The 17,208-nt window shown below is 39.6% G+C and carries 17 protein-coding genes; 12 read left to right on the plus strand and 5 right to left on the minus strand.

Annotation, left to right across the window (positions count from 1 at the left end; translation table 11 throughout):
* The first annotated feature begins 2 nt into the window (after positions 1 to 2).
* Positions 3 to 1,172: a cystathionine beta-lyase gene (gene metC / locus BSM4216_RS05500; RefSeq protein ID WP_371836632.1), complete on the plus strand. Its 1,170-nt coding sequence runs from the start codon at positions 3 to 5 to the stop codon at positions 1,170 to 1,172.
* 294 nt (positions 1,173 to 1,466) lie between these two features.
* On the opposite strand, the gene BSM4216_RS05505 is transcribed toward metC, so the two are convergent.
* Complete coding sequence (locus tag BSM4216_RS05505) at positions 1,467 to 1,718, minus strand: GlsB/YeaQ/YmgE family stress response membrane protein (RefSeq protein ID WP_048623025.1); 252 nt, start codon at positions 1,716 to 1,718, stop codon at positions 1,467 to 1,469.
* Between the two features lie 151 nt (positions 1,719 to 1,869).
* Here BSM4216_RS05505 and BSM4216_RS05510 point away from each other — a divergent pair, with 151 nt between their 5' ends.
* The 6 genes from BSM4216_RS05510 to BSM4216_RS05535 all read left to right on the plus strand — a co-directional run bounded on the left by BSM4216_RS05510 (position 1,870) and on the right by BSM4216_RS05535 (position 8,175).
* Complete coding sequence (locus BSM4216_RS05510) at positions 1,870 to 2,919, plus strand: M42 family metallopeptidase (protein ID WP_048623026.1); 1,050 nt, start codon at positions 1,870 to 1,872, stop codon at positions 2,917 to 2,919.
* 134 nt (positions 2,920 to 3,053) lie between these two features.
* A complete protein-coding gene (locus BSM4216_RS05515) occupies positions 3,054 to 3,293 on the plus strand; it encodes a YueH family protein (RefSeq protein WP_048623027.1) in 240 nt (79 codons plus the stop codon).
* Positions 3,294 to 3,312: 19 nt separating this feature from the next.
* Complete coding sequence (locus tag BSM4216_RS05520) at positions 3,313 to 4,638, plus strand: purine/pyrimidine permease (RefSeq protein ID WP_048623028.1); 1,326 nt, start codon at positions 3,313 to 3,315, stop codon at positions 4,636 to 4,638.
* Between the two features lie 165 nt (positions 4,639 to 4,803).
* Complete coding sequence (locus BSM4216_RS05525) at positions 4,804 to 6,375, plus strand: peptide chain release factor 3 (RefSeq protein WP_048623029.1); 1,572 nt, start codon at positions 4,804 to 4,806, stop codon at positions 6,373 to 6,375.
* A gap of 316 nt (positions 6,376 to 6,691) precedes the next feature.
* A complete protein-coding gene (locus tag BSM4216_RS05530; RefSeq protein ID WP_048623030.1) occupies positions 6,692 to 7,156 on the plus strand; it encodes a hypothetical protein in 465 nt (154 codons plus the stop codon).
* Between the two features lie 242 nt (positions 7,157 to 7,398).
* The gene (locus tag BSM4216_RS05535) at positions 7,399 to 8,175 is read left to right on the plus strand and encodes a TerC family protein (RefSeq protein ID WP_048623031.1); all 777 of its coding nucleotides are present in this window, start codon (positions 7,399 to 7,401) and stop codon (positions 8,173 to 8,175) included.
* Positions 8,176 to 8,341: 166 nt separating this feature from the next.
* Here BSM4216_RS05535 and BSM4216_RS05540 read toward each other — a convergent pair whose 3' ends face one another.
* Positions 8,342 to 8,548: an alpha/beta-type small acid-soluble spore protein gene (locus tag BSM4216_RS05540; protein ID WP_003354995.1), complete on the minus strand. Its 207-nt coding sequence runs from the start codon at positions 8,546 to 8,548 to the stop codon at positions 8,342 to 8,344.
* Between the two features lie 217 nt (positions 8,549 to 8,765).
* Here BSM4216_RS05540 and BSM4216_RS16875 point away from each other — a divergent pair, with 217 nt between their 5' ends.
* Both BSM4216_RS16875 and BSM4216_RS17225 read left to right on the plus strand, forming a co-directional pair.
* Complete coding sequence (locus BSM4216_RS16875) at positions 8,766 to 8,927, plus strand: hypothetical protein (protein WP_003354994.1); 162 nt, start codon at positions 8,766 to 8,768, stop codon at positions 8,925 to 8,927.
* Positions 8,927 to 9,055, plus strand: a complete 129-nt coding sequence (locus tag BSM4216_RS17225) for a hypothetical protein (protein WP_003354993.1) — start codon at positions 8,927 to 8,929, stop codon at positions 9,053 to 9,055. Before BSM4216_RS16875 ends, BSM4216_RS17225 begins: the two co-directional genes overlap by 1 nt.
* A gap of 4 nt (positions 9,056 to 9,059) precedes the next feature.
* Here the strand turns inward: BSM4216_RS17225 and BSM4216_RS05545 are convergent, their stop codons facing one another.
* Together BSM4216_RS05545 and BSM4216_RS05550 are read right to left on the minus strand one after the other, a co-directional pair.
* Positions 9,060 to 10,811 (minus strand): B12-binding domain-containing radical SAM protein, encoded by a 1,752-nt coding sequence (locus BSM4216_RS05545; protein ID WP_048623032.1) that lies wholly within the window; start codon positions 10,809 to 10,811, stop codon positions 9,060 to 9,062.
* A gap of 283 nt (positions 10,812 to 11,094) precedes the next feature.
* Positions 11,095 to 12,123 (minus strand): acyltransferase family protein, encoded by a 1,029-nt coding sequence (locus BSM4216_RS05550; RefSeq protein WP_040340829.1) that lies wholly within the window; start codon positions 12,121 to 12,123, stop codon positions 11,095 to 11,097.
* 143 nt (positions 12,124 to 12,266) lie between these two features.
* Here BSM4216_RS05550 and BSM4216_RS05555 point away from each other — a divergent pair, with 143 nt between their 5' ends.
* The 3 genes from BSM4216_RS05555 to BSM4216_RS05565 all read left to right on the plus strand — a co-directional run bounded on the left by BSM4216_RS05555 (position 12,267) and on the right by BSM4216_RS05565 (position 15,471).
* On the plus strand, positions 12,267 to 14,423 hold the full coding sequence (locus tag BSM4216_RS05555) for a PAS domain-containing sensor histidine kinase (protein ID WP_048623033.1): 2,157 nt from the start codon (positions 12,267 to 12,269) through the stop codon (positions 14,421 to 14,423).
* Between the two features lie 9 nt (positions 14,424 to 14,432).
* The gene (locus tag BSM4216_RS05560; RefSeq protein ID WP_048623034.1) at positions 14,433 to 14,918 is read left to right on the plus strand and encodes a methylated-DNA--[protein]-cysteine S-methyltransferase; all 486 of its coding nucleotides are present in this window, start codon (positions 14,433 to 14,435) and stop codon (positions 14,916 to 14,918) included.
* Positions 14,919 to 15,201: 283 nt separating this feature from the next.
* Positions 15,202 to 15,471, plus strand: coding sequence for an aspartyl-phosphate phosphatase Spo0E family protein (locus BSM4216_RS05565; RefSeq protein ID WP_048623035.1), 270 nt, complete (start codon positions 15,202 to 15,204; stop codon positions 15,469 to 15,471).
* Positions 15,472 to 15,523: 52 nt separating this feature from the next.
* Here the strand turns inward: BSM4216_RS05565 and BSM4216_RS05570 are convergent, their stop codons facing one another.
* Positions 15,524 to 17,038: an ATP-binding protein gene (locus BSM4216_RS05570; RefSeq protein ID WP_048623036.1), complete on the minus strand. Its 1,515-nt coding sequence runs from the start codon at positions 17,036 to 17,038 to the stop codon at positions 15,524 to 15,526.
* Positions 17,039 to 17,208 lie beyond the last annotated feature (170 nt).

Below are 17,208 nucleotides of genomic sequence, written 5' to 3' on the forward strand. Positions count from 1 at the left end.
GCATGAGTAATAAAAAATTGATCGATCGAAAATTTTCCATTCAAACAGAGTTGCTCCATAATTCGCATAAATTCGATCCGGTTACAGGGGCAGTAAGTGTTCCCATTCAATTAGCTTCCACTTTTCACCAAACTAGTTTTGATGAATTTGGAAAATACGATTACAGTCGTTCAGGAAATCCAACACGCGAGGCTCTTGAGTCAGTGATTGCCCAGCTTGAGGGCGGTTCGAGAGGTTTTGCTTTTTCATCGGGAATGGCGGCGATTTCAACAGCTTTTTTGTTATTGTCCCAAGGCGACCACGTATTGGTGACAGAGGATGTCTATGGCGGAACCTATCGCATGGTTACAACTGTATTAAACAGATTCGGCATTGAACATACGTTTGTAGATATGACGGACTTGGATGCCGTCGCGAGAAATATAAAAGAGAATACGAAGGTCATTTATGTAGAAACACCTTCCAATCCATTATTAAAAATTACGGATTTAAAAGAAATTGTAAAATTGGCAAAAGCGAATCGATGTCTTACTTTCGTTGATAATACGTTTATGACGCCTGCCTTGCAGCGACCTTTAGACTTTGGGGTTGATATTGTTCTTCATAGTGCGACAAAATTTTTAGCCGGTCATAGTGATGTGTTAGCCGGGCTGGCTGTTGTAAAAGAGAAAGAATTGGCGGACAGACTGTATGCCTTGCAAAATGCATTTGGCGCTGTATTAGGGGCGCACGATTCTTGGTTAGTCATGAGAGGATTAAAAACTTTGCATGTGAGGTTGACGCAATCTTCCCATTCGGCTTTGAAAATTGCTGAGTTTTTGGCTCAACATCCAAAAGTCGAACATGTTTACTATCCGGGATTGAAATTCCATGAAGGACATTTGATCCATGAAAGCCAATCTGAAGGTGCGGGAGCCGTTTTGTCCTTTGCGTTGAAAGACGAAGAAGCGGTTCGAACTTTTGTGCAACACGCAGAAATCCCCGTGTTTGCAGTGAGTCTGGGAGCGGTGGAATCTATTTTGTCATATCCAGCTAAAATGTCTCACGCGGCAATGCCCAAAGAAGAACGAGAAAAAAGAGGAATTACAGACGGGCTGTTACGTTTATCCGTTGGCCTTGAAAACCCGGACGATTTGATTCGGGATTTGGACCATGCTTTGAAATACGTATAATGCTTTCATCGAGAAAAAAGGGCCTTTACGTCTGGAATAACAAGAGTCATCGGTTTTGTTCATATAGTTTTGAAAGCTGGCCTATAAACAGTGAATAGGAAAACAAGCCTCTCTAACTCACCAAGGATGGAGATAGTTAGAGAGGCCTTGATCATAAATGAAATGGCTTTTTGACTGGGTATATATGTAAAGGGCAGAAAAATTCCTTTTTAGAATGAAAAAAGGAAATTGAACTGCCCGCAAAGTGTTCATATAAACAAAGTGGAGGTATAGGTTTGCGATTAGAAGTACTGATTAAGTTCTGGCTGCTCTTAAAATCAAGCCAACAATAAAAACAAGAATAATGGATCCTATTAAGGCTGGAATGATCGCGATACCGCTAATATCAGGGCCCCAATCTCCCAGTATCAAACCGCCAAGCCAAGCCCCAATAATCCCAGCGATAATATTTCCAATGATTCCCCCGGGAATGTCTTTCCCTAAGATAAGACCGGCTAACCAGCCGATAATTCCTCCAACAATTAAATATAGAATAAACGATAACATCTTCATCATCCTCCTTTATTTGAAGTATTCCCCAACCACGGTGATTTTAAATACTGGAATAAAGTTGCATGTTTGACAACTTGTTATCGCTTTTCCAGGTTTATTAAAATACATATTGTATAATCGATATCGATGGAAAGGAGTATGTGGGATGGAAGATGTCAATGAAACGATGAAATTGATTCAAGAGCTTGTATCGATTCCCAGTCCGACAGGATATACAGAAAACATTATTCGTTATGTGGAGTCTTTGTTGAAAGATACAACGTTCGAAACCAAGAAAACCCGAAAAGGCGGTTTATTGGTGACGGTGCCGGGAAAAGATTCATCCAAACACCGGTTTGTAACTGCCCATGTTGATACGTTAGGAGCGATGGTTAAAGAAATCAAAAAAGACGGACGGCTGAAATTAACGATGATCGGCGGATTTCGCTGGAATTCCGTTGAAGGCGAATATTGCTGTATTCATACCGATTCCGGCAGCGTGTATACTGGAACGATACTGATGCACCAACAGTCTGTTCATGTTTATAAAGAAGCGGGAGAGGCAAAAAGAAATGATGAAAATATCGAGGTGCGCATCGATGAAGAGGTAAAATCTGCAAACGATGTTCAATCGCTGGGAATTCAAGTTGGTGATTTTGTTTCATTTGACCCGAGGGTTGAAATGACAGCGTCGGGTTTTATAAAATCGCGCCATCTTGATGATAAAGCAGGTGCGGCGATTTTAATTCAAACTTTGAGGAGGATTCAAAAAGAAGAACGTATATTGCCATATACGACTCATTTTTTGTTTTCTAATAATGAAGAAATCGGTTATGGTGGAAATTCCAATATTCCGGAAGAGACAGTGGAATATTTGGCGGTCGATATGGGGGCAATCGGGGACGGACAGTCTTCAGATGAGTATTCTGTGTCAATCTGTGCGAAAGATTCTAGCGGACCTTATCATTACGGACTAAGAAAGCATTTAGTTCAGCTGGCAAAAGAACATCAAATTCAATATAAAATCGATATTTATCCTTTCTACGGCTCGGATGCTTCAGCGGCTATGAGAGCGGGACGCGATCTCGTCCACGGTCTGATCGGCCCGGGAATCGATTCTTCCCACGCATTCGAACGAACTCATCAAAAGGCAATCGAAAATACGGAAAAGTTGCTGTATGTCTATTTATACTCGCCAATGGCTGAAGAAGTGTGACCTAAAAAAGTAATGACTGCCTTTATCGACAGCGTGTCCTGCTCAAAATTAAAAACGATGCTTATTTATATGAAGATAGTGCAGCATCCAAAGTTATTGAAATGACTGCATTTTTATAGGAAGGGGAAAACAAAATGAAAATTCGTAAAACAGAAATAAACGGAAATGAAACGAATATCTTTATTTACGAAAATAAAAAAGAGGATTACTTCGTCGTTTCTATTCCTGAAATAGAATGGTCCATCTTTTTTACATATGAAGAGGAAAAGGAACCGCTTTTAAGGAAAATGAGTGATTCTTTGTCAAAGGCATTGTCAGAAAACGAATCAGATGAAGTGGCAAAGCGGATTTATCAATGGACAAGAGAGATGTAGGGATGTGAGGTGCCGCTCAATGGAAAGAAAGGGACCCCTTATGAAAGAACGGACAGTGGAAACCGCTGTTGCGTCACTGCAATGGTTTATTTTTTTACTTGCCAATTCCATTGTACTTCCTATTGTCGTTGGACAAGTCTACCACTTGTCCGTCGATCAGATTGCCGAACTTTTGCAGCGGACTTTTTTGGTTGTTGGCATATCTTCTCTGCTTTCCGGCTGGATTGGTCACCGATTGCCGGTTGCCGATGGGCCGGCGGGAATTTGGCTTGGCATCTTCGTGTTGATGGGGGAAATGGCAGCCGCGGAGCATTCTCATCCATTCCAAGTTTTACAATTGCTTGAAGGCGGAATGTTAGTTGCGGGAGGGGTATTGCTTGTCATTGGAGCCATGGGGCTGATGAATTATATGGTTGAGTTGTTTACGCCTCTCGTGACAGGAGTCTATTTAATTCTTTTATCCCTCCAACTTTCCGGTGTGTTTTTAAAAGGTATGATCGGTGTTGGCGATTCCGGAGGAGAAATAAAAGCAAGCCATGTGCTCGTTTCTTTTATCGTCTTTATATTAGTATTTATTTTGTCTGTATGGGGAAGGGGATTTTTCAAAAGTTACGCTGTCCTCATTGGGATTCTTCTCGGCTGGTTAACCTTTATAATGCTAAATGGATTTGAACAAAAGGCTCCGGCTGTCTCTTCAGTTGTCTCATTTCCTAAGTTTTTCGCTTGGGGATGGCCAAAATTGGACGCAGGCATGGCGGTTTCTGCTGTTTTAGTTGCTTTTGTATTAATCAGCAATATTATTGCCAGTGTGGCGGCCATGCAGCAAGTAGTTGATCGGCAAGAGGAAAGGGGAAGACTGAACCGAGCCGGAATCATCAGCGGGGTTAACAATCTGTTGTCTTCTTTATTTTCTTCTGTTGGGGTTGTCCCATTGTCCATTTCGGCGGGTTTTGTCCGTATGACGGGCCAAAGCCGTATGAAGCCTTATATAATCGGTTGTGTACTTTTGATTGTCAGTTCATTTTTACCGGCTGTCTATCAAGCGTTGTCGCTTTTGCCAGGTCCGATTGCATATGCGGCCATGTTAGTAACATTTACTCAAATGTTGGGAATCGGATTGAATTCTATTTTGAAATCCCCTCTGGATGAAAGACGTTTGACGATTGTCGGCATGTCTCTTTCGCTAGGAACGGCCATTATGTTTTTACCTCAGTCTGTGTTTCAAGGGTTGCCGGCCATTGTGCAGTATGTGGCCAGCAACGGTATCATGATTGGAATGCTTCTTGCTTTATTGTTGGAACACATTTGGCGACCGGAAAGGAAGCAAGTGAGCAGATTAGATTAAAGGCCATTTTTCCGTTAGACATGCCGAGATCCTGATTTCAAAGTCTTTTTTATGATGAAATCACGTTGAAATTCTGATTTTGAAAGAATATGATAGAAAAGGTAACGATCTTAAGGCCAGTCTCGGGCCATTTAAGTTGAATTTTGGAAAGGAAATTGATTCTATATGGCATCATTACAGGAAGAAGTCCGTTCGCGAAGAACGTTTGCAATTATTTCTCACCCGGATGCGGGAAAAACCACTCTTACGGAAAAGCTGCTTCTTTTTGGGGGCGCCATTCGGGCAGCAGGAACGGTAAAAGGAAGGAAAACCGGAAAATATGCTACTTCCGATTGGATGGAAATAGAAAAACAAAGAGGAATATCGGTCACTTCGTCCGTTATGCAATTTAAGTATAACGGCTATCGGGTCAATATTTTAGACACACCGGGCCACCAAGATTTTAGCGAGGACACATACCGTACACTCATGGCCGTTGACAGCGCCGTCATGATTATCGATGCGGCGAAAGGGATCGAAGCTCAAACGATTAAATTGTTCAAAGTATGCCGCATGCGGGGCATTCCGATCTTCACTTTTATTAATAAGCTTGATCGGCAGGGTAAACCACCGCTTGAACTGTTGTCTGAATTAGAAGAGGTTTTGGGAATCGACTCTTACCCGATGAATTGGCCGATTGGCATGGGTAAAGAGTTCTTTGGAATTTATGACCGTTTTTATCACCGCGTTGAACAATTTCGAGTAGAGGAAGAAGAACGGTTCCTTTCTCTGGATGAAAATGGAGAAATCATCGGCGACCATCCAATAAAAGAATCCGATTTATATACACAAACTTTGGAAGAAATTTTGCTGTTGGATGAAGCGGGAAATGAATTCTCAGAAGAGCGTGTCAGAGAAGGAACATTGACTCCGGTCTTTTTTGGAAGTGCATTGACCAATTTCGGCGTACAAACCTTTTTAGAGACGTATTTGCAATTTGCCCCCGAACCTCAGCCTCGGCTATCTGATCAAGGGGAAATAGATCCTTGCAGTGATCTTTTTTCAGGATTTGTTTTTAAAATCCAGGCCAATATGAACCCCGCTCACCGTGATCGAATTGCGTTTGTTCGAATTTGTTCCGGAAAATTCAATAGAGGGATGTCAGTGACCTTATCCAGAACGGGGAAAAGCATGAAGCTTAGTCAATCTACGCAGTTCTTGGCCGATGATCGCAGTACTGTGGACGAAGCAGTCAGCGGCGATATTATCGGATTATATGATACCGGGACCTATCAAATCGGAGACACGATTGTAGAGGGCAAAAAATTATTTCATTTTGAAAAACTGCCGCAGTTTACACCGGAGCTGTTTGTAAAAGTGTCTCCAAAAAATGTGATGAAACAAAAAAGTTTCCATAAAGGGATACAGCAGTTAGTTCAAGAAGGAGCCATTCAGTTGTTTAGAACTTATCGCACTGAGGAGTATATTCTCGGGGCTGTCGGACAATTGCAATTTGAAGTATTTGAACATCGGATGAAAAACGAATATAACTCAGAAGTATTAATGGAGCCGATGGGGTCCAAAATCGCTCGTTGGATTGAAAATGAAGACGCCGTGAATGATTCTTTATCCAGCAGCCGCAGTTTGTTGGTGAAGGATCGCTTTGACAGAAAGGTCTTTTTATTCGAAAATGATTTCGCACTTCGCTGGTTTCAAGAAAAAAATCCCGATATTCATTTATATAATCCAATGGACTAAAGGACGAATCTTTTATTGTTGATAAACTTTAAATACTTTTTTGAAGCAAGGGGCCGTCAATGGATGGGCCCCTTTTAAGCGAGAGCGAAAAAAGATCATTCGAATTTGTATGGATGGTCATGGATTCGACAGCGGAAAATCTTTTTGCAGCAAATGGAAAATCCATCTTGCAAAGTGAACCTTACACTGGCTGATGTTTAATTTGTCTTAAAACGAATAAACTATGGATAAGCAGAAATCAGGAGGCAGGTTCTATGAGCAGCGGAATTTTTCAACTTCAAGAAGATCAACTGGCTGCCAACCGGCGAAAGAAAATATGAAAAGGCTAACAAAGTTGGAGGCAGTGCTTTGGAGCATCGCGTTTCCCGGCTTTCCTCAGCTTTTAGCTGGTGAATGGGTAAAAGGGATTTTATTGGTTGTGTTGGAAATTTACGTTAACCTTCTTAGTCATTTTAACGAAGGCATTATACTTAGTTTTTTAGGAAAAACGAAAAAAGCAGCTGAAATTGTCGATTATCAGTGGCTTATGTTTTATCCGTGTTTGTATATGTTTTCGATGTGGGATGCCTATAAAATGGCTTCGAATGAGAAAGAAAAATATGCGTATTTTCCATTTGTTTTTTCAGCTTATACCGTCACGCTAGGCTTGATTTACTCGCCGAAAGTCTATGTTGGCTCTGCATTTTTAGGTCCAATTTTTACTCCGATGCTCTTTTTGCTTCCTGGCTTGGTCGCCGGTATACTGATGAGAATCTTTTTGTTGCATTTTCAGAAAAAATAATGTTTACAATTTCTGTTTCGAAACATATAATGTTAATAACAATATGAATACCTTGGCTTTTAAGTCAAAGGGGAGTAGCAATGGGCTGATTCAGCCTACAACAAAGTCGTCAATTCATGGAGCTTTCCATCGGCTTTGTTGGCATGAACATTGGATCATGCATCGCAAGACCTTTGCCTGTACGATAACGGGCAAAGGTCTTTTTTTGTGAAACTTTTGTAAATCAAGGGAGGAGGAGAAAAATGGATATTGCATTGCTGATGGAATATGGATGGGTTTTGTTGATTCTGGTTGTATTGGAGGGAATTTTGGCAGCTGATAATGCGGTTGTTATGGCCGTGATGGTCAAGCATTTGCCAAAAGAAGAGCAAAAGAAGGCGTTGTTTTACGGTTTGGCCGGAGCGTTTCTTTTCCGCTTTAGCGCCTTGTTTTTAATTTCTTATTTAGTGAATGTCTGGCAAGTTCAAGCCGTCGGAGGATTGTATTTACTGTATATCATGATCAATCATTTAATCAAAAAATGGAAACGTGAGGAGAAAAAATCGGAAAGCCCAAAAAACTTGGAAGGAACCTCTTTTTGGCTGACGGTTCTAAAAGTCGAAATAGCGGATATTGCCTTTGCAATCGATTCGATGTTGGCAGCCGTGGCGATGGCCATCACATTAAGTCCTATTGGCTCGTTCCAAATAGGTGGAATTGACGGCGGACAATTTATCGTCATGTTTCTTGGCGGTATGATTGGGTTAGTGTTAATACGATTTGCCGCTTCTTGGTTCGTCCAGCTGCTAGAAAAATATCCAACATTGGAAACAGCGGCCTTTTTAATTGTGGGGTGGGTTGGTGTAAAATTGATTGTTTTCACGCTTGCTCATCCTAAAATTCATATCCTAGACGAGCATTTTCCGGAATCTATCGGCTGGAAATCCGTTTTCTGGGGTGTTTTGATTGCCATCGCCGTTATTGGTTATGTGGTGTCGCGAAAAAAAGAAATGGTTAAAGAGAATTTTGGTAGACAATAAGAAGAATGAAGACAAGCATTCACAAAAGAGGCGGACTTATTCATATTCGATATGGTCTAGCCTCTTTTGTTATGGTTTTATAGGTTCTGAAAAATGTTTGAAAGCGACTTTTCAAAACCTTCTCAAGAGAAGGTCTTGATCTTGAAATTTCGTTATTGGTTGAACGTCATGATTCTTGATTTTGTGATCCAGCTAGTTCGGATTGGGCATGCTTCACAAGTCGTTTTGTTATTTCTCCACCGACAGACCCGTTGGAGCGGGAAGCAGTGTTGGAGCCTAGCTGTACGCCGAATTCTTCGGCAATTTCATATTTGATGGAATCAAGATATTGTTCAATTCCTGGTATTAATAATTTATTTCGACTGCCTGCCATTGGTGCATCCTCCTTTAAAAACTTTAATATTAGACCATTCGTGTTCAATGGTCCATTCAATTTTATTTTTTCCCCATGACGGCAAATCATGAAACAAAAATTTGGAATAAGCATTTCTTCGTGAACTGTTCGATCTGTTTATTCGTGTGTAGGTCAGGATAATCGTGTTTATTTTGGTCATGATAGAAAATAACCGAATGGAAGGGAGGTACTTTTGTTGCCGAAGCGAAAAGCGGAAAAGAATGCGGTGGAAAAATACAGCAAAACACCGAAAGAAAATGTGAAGGAAACGGATTTTTCCGTTGAGTTTGCCAATGGCGAAGAAGCGATCAAACACGCCAACCGCAATTCCAAACAGGGAAGAAAGGGTAGAGGATAATGAAAAAAAAGAAACCTTCATTGCAAGTAGAGTATGGCCTTGAATTTGGAGATGTGAACGCCTCTAAATTATATGATATCACCCATAAAGAAGCGAAAAAAAAGCAAAATAAAAAGAAGGAATGCTGAGCGCTCAGCATTCCTTTTCATGTAAGAAAAAAGAAACAGGTTCACCTGTAGCGGGCTGATAATAGACAAGAAGATAGCTTGGCGAATCGACAATGTTTCCTGTTTGAAAATAATGCTCTATATCGAAAGGAATTTTTTCTAAAATTGTGTGTTTGTACAAATCTTTTTCATCCAGATTGAGGCTTGCAAAGTTTTTGCCTAATAATGTCGGTTCTTCTAATAAGCGTGCATATACCGCTGCCCGTTCTTTTTTATCCAAAACTGTGTTCCACCATGGTTTTCGCGGCTTGTAGCGAGCGTTAGTCAAAAAGTCGTATTTCATGAATCCTTCAATCAAAGGCCATTGTTCTACTCGTTCATTTTGCAGAAATTCTTTAAGCCGTAAGAAAAGGTCTTCTCGTTGATGGCCTATTCTTGACCATTTTCGCTCTTCCCAATAGCTTCCAAACGATTGGAAAAAATCGAATGGAGAAGGAAAAACGTGGGAGACGAGAAATTCTACCGTTTGATCCATTCGATGATCGTTCCAATATTTTTCAAGTACATCTTCCACTTGCTTGATTTTGACAATATCTTCAAAATCCAGAACATGATTTTGCAAAATTTCATACGGAGCATGATCCATATAAATATATCCGTATTTACGGGCGTTGATTCTCAAACCGGTTCCCCGGAGCATTTTTAAAAAACCAAGTTGGAGTTCTTCCGGTCTAAGTGCAAATACGTCGTTGAACGTTTTCCGGAACGATTGGTAATCTTCTTCCGGAAGGCCGGCAATTAAATCTAAATGCTGGTCAATTTTCCCGCCTTCTTTTATCATCGTGACGGTCCGTGTCAGTTTTGCAAAATTTTGTTTTCTTTTCACCAGTTCGTTCGTTAAATCATTGGTCGATTGAACGCCGATTTCAAACCGAAATAATCCAGGGGGTGCTTCACGGTTCAAAAATTCAATCACTTCCGGCCTCATAATGTCTGCGGTGATTTCAAATTGAAACACGGTGCCCGGGAGATGTTCTTCAATTAAAAATTGAAACATATCCATGGCGTAGCTTCGGCTAATATTAAATGTTCGGTCTACAAATTTGATGGTCTTCGCTCCATTCTTCATCAGGTAACGGATATCATCTTTTATTTTTTCACGGTTAAAGTAACGAACTCCCACTTCAATCGAGGAAAGGCAAAACTGGCATTGAAAAGGACATCCACGGCTCGTTTCAATATATACGATCCGGTTGGGAAGATCCGGTATATCCTCTTCGAATCGAAACGGCGACGGCATTTCCCTTAAATCAAGCTTGTTTGCAGGGGGATTGATCTGGACTTTACCTTCCTTGATAAATCCGATTCCGGGAACTGTGCTGAAATCTTGATTCCCGTTGATTTCATCAAGCAGCTGTTCAAACGTTTTTTCCCCTTCGCCCATCACAATAAAATCTGCTTCCGGAATTCTTTTGAGCCAATAAGGGACATCGTAAGAAACTTCAGGACCGCCAAGGACAATGATTACATTTGGCATAATTTTTTTGACTAATTTGATTACTTTAATCGTTTCTTCGATATTCCAAATATAGCAGCTAAATCCTAATACATCGGGTTTTCGGTTGAACAAATCGGTCGCAATATTCATGACGGGATCTTTAATGGTATACTCCGCAATTTCCACATTGTATTTTGATTGAACATACGCTTTTAAATAGCGTATCGCCAAGTTCATATGTATAAATTTAGCATTCAATGTACTGACAACTATGCGCATCGATGTTACTCCTTTTTCTATTCGATTTCAATATTTTTTCATTTGTTCAAACGTGCGAAAATCACTAAATCTATTTTATAAAAGTACGGGAAAAAAGGACAACACGTAGAAAAGTTTCCATAATAAATCTCCCTTCCAACATCTGGAAAATTTTTCGTCGCTTGGAAGGGAGACGGTTTTTCGGTATCGTCCAGCTAGTAAAACAAAAAACAATGGTCTTTTTTACTGTTTAGCAGGAAATGTTCATCTTTTTCCGAATACTATTTTATGTACGAAAACGATGCTAGCTTTCCATGTATTTCGATGATTTTTTCAAATGGAGGATCATCTTTTTTAATTTTCCCCACTTCATCTCAATAATTGGTTGTGCGACGGCTGTCATGTAAGAGCTGGACAAAAAGACAGTCAGCAAAAACGATACGATCAGCAAAAGAATGACAGACTCCACCGAATTTTTCATGTCGCTTTCACGAAAAGTTTTGACAAAAAAGCCGTGCAGAAGATACACATATAACGTATTTTTCCCCCAATGAGTAAAGAAAAATTTTCGTTGGGGAACAAAAGCGAAAAAGCAGCAAACCATTAAAATATTAATGGCGTATATGCCAATTCGTAAAACCATCCCGGTAAAGTTATCAGAATGGAGCTGCGCATAAGACTTGGACCCTAAAAGCCAATTTTCATTTAAGTTCGGATGAAAATAAACCGACACCAGGACGGTCAACAAAACCATTAGAAAAAGGATCCTTGCTTTTGTCGTGATGATAGACGAAAAATGTTCTTTCTTTAAATAAAATCCGAGCAAGAAAAACGGAAAGAACACAAACGTCCGTGAAAAACTGAGAACATCCAAATGATCTTCAAAACATCCAACCACAAGGCCCAAAATCAAAGAAATAAAAAGAGAAAGACTTTCTTTTAATTGAAAGATTTTCACGAACAAAATCAGCAGCACATTCCAGAAAAATAAACTGAGCAAAAACCACAAGGACCATTGTGGAACGAACGGCTCGATTTGAAAAGTATGTTCTTGGTAAAGGAAATAGTAAAAAATGGTATATATCATTTGGAAGATCAAATAAGGAATCAATAATTTTTTCGCCAATTTTTTTACATATCCTTTTTTGTAAAACCCTTTAGCGAAATAGCCGGAAACGAGTGTAAACGCCGGCATATGGAACGTATAAATGGTCATGTACAAGGCTGTAATCACGGAATTGTCATGAATATAAGACTGTATGATATGACCGAAAACAACGAAAAAGATGAGTATAAATTTTGCGTTGTCAAAGTAGAAATCTCTTTTTGACATTCGAATGATCACCTTCATTATGAAGTATCCATCATGGCGCAAAGGCCAAAAACATTTATAGTTATACCCTAACAACCACTCATATAAACCCGATTGATTAAGGAATGAACGTTTAGTGTTTTCAAAACTTAGGAGGCGAAGGAATGGAAAAGAAGGAGAAACGGCAAAAGGTCGCAGAACGGCTGTCCGATGAGAACACTTTACAATTCTATCAAAAGATACTGGAAGGCTCAAGGGAAGCTATCATTGTCACTACTATGGACTCAAAAATCATATATGCCAATCAAGCGGCTGCTGATTTGGTGCATTTGACGAAACGTGAATTGATGGAGCATGAATGGAAGGATTTTTTTCCGGCTGTTCCAGAGGAAATTTTGGTTTATTTTAAAGAGGAGCTGCATGAACACGGTAAACTGGAAGACGAAACGGTCCTTCATTTAAAAGATGGCACGATGAAATTTGTGCAAATCACGATTCAACGCGATGAAAATCTCCAGATGGTTATATACTATTTGCGTGACATCACCTACTTAAAAGAAAAAGATCGCTTTGCTGTTACGACTTCCATGATGTTGAGAAATATTTACAGACACGCATCGAATGCTATTCTTCTGTTTGACTGCCAAGGCAACATATTGGATGTGAATCCTGCGTTCTGCCGAGAAATGTCTGTTACCATGTCGGAAGCAAAAACGAGAACGGTTGCTTCTTTTGTTCCAAAAGAATATCAAAACCAATTTGAAGAGATTCAAGAGATGATTCAGCTGGGGAGAAAAACAGTCGGAGAAATCCCGATGATCCATGCCAACGGTATGACGATTTTTGATTATATTGTGATTCCCGTCAAAGACTTAGGGATCAATTTGGCGATCATGCAAGGCATGAACGAACATGAGCAGATGGAAATCAGATTAAAAAAAAGCGAAAAAATGTTTGAGGAATTGTTTAATGAAGCTGTAGATGCGATCGTGTTTTGGAACCGGGATGGTTCGATCATTAAAGCGAACCGCTCAGCGCTGAAGGTGTTTGAATGCACTTTAGAAGAACTGCTCAACAGAAACCTTATTGATTTTATTGATAACATAGATGACTACGAGAAAGTGATTAAGCAGCTGAACCGAGATGGACAAGCCAGGGAAGAAATGCTTTTTCAAATGCCTAATGGACAAAAGAAGCATCTGGAATTTACAGTGAAAATGCCATCCGATGGACAATATCATCTTAGTATTTTCCGAAATGTCAGTGACCGTTATCGGATGGAAAAAGAATTGAGAGAGAGTGAAGAGCGTTTTCGCAAAGTTTTTGAAGAATCGATGGACGGCATGATTTTATGGGACGAACATTATGTGATTAAAGATATTAATCATGTGGCTTGCCGCTTGTTAAAAGCTGAAAAAGAAACGTTCCTGAATCAGGACGTAAGGGACGTTATGAAATCTTATGCCAGTAGAGAAGAAGAGAGAAATTACTTTTGTCAGGTAAAAAAACATGGACAGGCGAAATTGCTTTTAACGAAAAAATGCGGTGAGGAGACGAAATATTTTGAGCTGGCTTCCAAACTATATTTAAATACTCATCTGAATTTAACGGTGATTCGGGACGTGACGGAACAAATCAAAATACAGGAGCAGATGAGAAAATCGGATACGTTGAATGTGGTCGGCGAGCTGGCGGCAGGCATCGCCCATGAAATCCGGAATCCCTTGACGGCGATGAAAGGGTTTATCCAACTGTTGGAGCATAATTTAAATGGTCAATATGCAATGTATTTTGAAGTCATTAAAACAGAATTGGAAAGAATTGAATCGATCATTACCGAGTTTTTAATATTGGCCAAGCCTCAAGCGGTTCAATTCCAAAAAGTCGATATTGGAAAAGTCATCAGACATACAGTTGACCTCCTTACGCCACAGGCCTTAATGACCAATGTTCAGCTTATTATGGAAATGGATCAAAACTTGCCGGTTGTTTATGCGGAATCCAATCAATTAAAACAAGTATTTATCAATATTATTAAAAATGCCATTGAAGTGATGCCAAAAGGCGGGAATGTCTTGATTCAAAGCAAAGTGGAAAAAGAGTATATTTGTATTATGATATCGGATGAAGGGACGGGCATTCCGGAAGAAAAGATCAAGAAGCTAGGCGAGCCGTTTTACACGACAAAAGAACGGGGGACGGGGCTTGGTTTAATGGTCAGCTTCAAAATCATTAAAGAACATAATGGAAAAGTGGAAGTAAAAAGTAGTGTTGGCAAGGGAACAACATTTTATATTTATTTGCCTGTTAAAAAGGAGTAAGAGAGAAAGATGAAATTATTTTTAACGATGAACAGTCCGATCGGAAATTTGACGATCGTATCGAGCAGAGAACGAATCATCGGACTGGAATTTGGTGAAAAAGCGGAAAATGAAGAGATAAAGAAAGCGGAAAAAGACGCCTTATTATTGGAGGCCAGAGGACAGCTTTTGGAGTATTTTGACGGAAAAAGAAAGGTTTTTCAGCTTCCAATTTTTCTGAAAGGAACGGAATTTCAGCTTAAAGTATGGAACGAACTTCTTCATATTCCTTATGGAGAAACAAGAAGCTATCAAGAGATTGCGGCAGCGATTGGCAATAAGAATGCCGTCAGAGCGGTAGGACAAGCGAATAAAGCCAATCCGATGCCGATCATTATCCCTTGTCATCGAGTGATCGGGAAAAACAATCAGTTGATTGGTTATGCCGGAAAACAAATTGATAAAAAAGCCATTCTTTTAGAACTCGAGAAAACGAGTCTGTTTATGATGGTGTGACAGTTTTATGGAGATGTATATGTTTGGGATTTCAAACGTATGAGAGAGTTTTTCTTCAAAATGGGATGAAAGATTCAGACGGATCAATCAAAATATGTCAAAATATGATCAGTAATGCCATTTTATGTCTTATTTTTCCGAACCTATTTACATTTTCGAAAAATCTTGAGATAATCCTACGGTAAAATACTTATGAAATGCGAGAGATGAGAGAATTTAGCGGATCTCGAAGCGTTTATGATACGGCTGTGTTGGAAAAAAAGAATAATCTGGGGGAAGTAAAGTGAGTGATTGTTTTTGGTATGATCAGGCGTATTTGATGGAAAAAATTCAGGAAAAACGAGAAGAGATGATTCGGCTTGGCAGTTTAATGGGACTTGATGCTAAAGAAACCATTCAATGCAGCCAAGAATTGGATCAGCTTTTGAATCGTTATCAATACTTCTACGACAAAACGCAAACCAATACGATCAAAAGATACCGGTCCGGAAAAAAAGTGGCAGTCCGTATTCGAGAAGCGACATTTTCTTCTTGTATGGCCAGTATGGTCTGACACTGTGGATAGCTAAGCCAGGCAGGAGAAGATTCCCTTCCTGGCTTTTTTGTTATTTCGTTATATCATCCCTTGTATCTTCTTTTAGCGGCAAAGTAATCCGAACTTGGGTGCCTATTTTGAGCTTGCTTTCAATCGCAATTTCTCCGCCAAAAGATTCAATGATACGTTTACATACGACCAGGCCGAGCCCTGTTCCATTTTCTTTCGATGTAAAAAACGGGGTAAAAATCTTTTCCAAGTTTTCTTGAGAGATCCCCTCTCCGTTATCGGCGATCGTAATCAAACAAGAACGGCTTGCTTTCGTGACGGTTAATTGGAGAATTCCCCCATCTTTCATCGCCTCAAGAGCATTTTTGGTTAAATTTAAGAGCACTTGCTTCATCTGATCCACCGTGCAGTATAGAATCGCAGGCTCATCTGGAAGTGAATACTCATATTGAACGTTGTACAAGTTTGCTTCTGAATAAATCAATGGATTCAAATCAACAATAATGTCACGAATATCGGTGTACGACATTTTTTGAACCGTCGGCTTTCCTAAAATAAGAAACTCGCTGACAATTTGATTGATGCGGGCAATTTCTTTATTAATAACCGAAAAATAAAAACGATCCGTTTGATCTTGATATTTCTCGCTTAAAAGCTGAACAAGCCCTTTAATTCCCGTTAAAGGATTTCGAATTTCATGAGCAATGCCGGCCGCAAGCGTTCCTATCAATTCCAGTTTTTGAGCCTCGATTTGAACCCGTTCCAGTTTCGTTTGTCTTTTGAGCATAAAATATTTAAAGACAAGGAAAAGAATATGAAAAAAAATAAACGGAATGATAGCAAATAAGATGGTTGAACGAATCACATCCCGATAATAACGGTTGTCTGCCGTAAGAACAATATTCCAAGGCAATTGCTCAAGCGGATAACGAATCTTATTTTCTGTATCGTTATTTTTCGGTGGTTTGTTGACAGTAAAAATGGTCTTTCCTTTTGAATTCTCAAATGATATAGCCTGATCGGGAGTCAATTGTTTCATGATATTTCTTATATAATCGACTTGTATATGGGCTACCAGCACCGCTATGACTTTATTATTCGACAAAATGGGAGAAGCGGCGGCAATAACATGCTGATTATCAATCTTTTCCTGATGATCGGATACGACCGTATGTTTGGTTAAAAGAACTTCTCGAAAGTAGTCCATATATCTAAAGTTATAGTGTTTTAACAAGTCGTTTGTTCCGGTGACCACGTTGCCTTTTAAATCTAGAATATACATTCCTCCATAACGCGGATCCTGATTTTGAGTCTTTTTTAAGATCATTTTGACTGAATCCAAATCATTCAGCATCGGATCCAGACTATAAGCTAAAATGTTTAATCCCGTGATCGTTTCCCCAATAAATTGATCGATTTGGTTTTGATGAATGGAGGCGATCCATTCAATATGTTGACGATAATTGTCTCTTTCATTGTCTAATAAAATACGGTAGAACAGCATGATGGTTAGAATACTTGGGACCACCACAACCCAAAAATAAATCCATTTTTGTTTTTTCTTATTTATTCGCATCAAAATTCGCCCTTACTATTATGGTTCCCGCAGATTCGTGATTCAATGATCTCTTCTGCGATGTTGAAATCTACTTTATTATATCAGAAACTTTGAAATGAGAAGTGCTAGAAAAAAACCTTTGGAAAAAAAGTCAAAATGAGAGAAAATCAATCGTTTGATGTTGTTTT

Origin of the sequence: Bacillus smithii, from assembly GCF_001050115.1 — a bacterium.
Classification (GTDB): Bacteria; Bacillota; Bacilli; order Bacillales; family DSM-4216; genus Bacillus_O; species Bacillus_O smithii.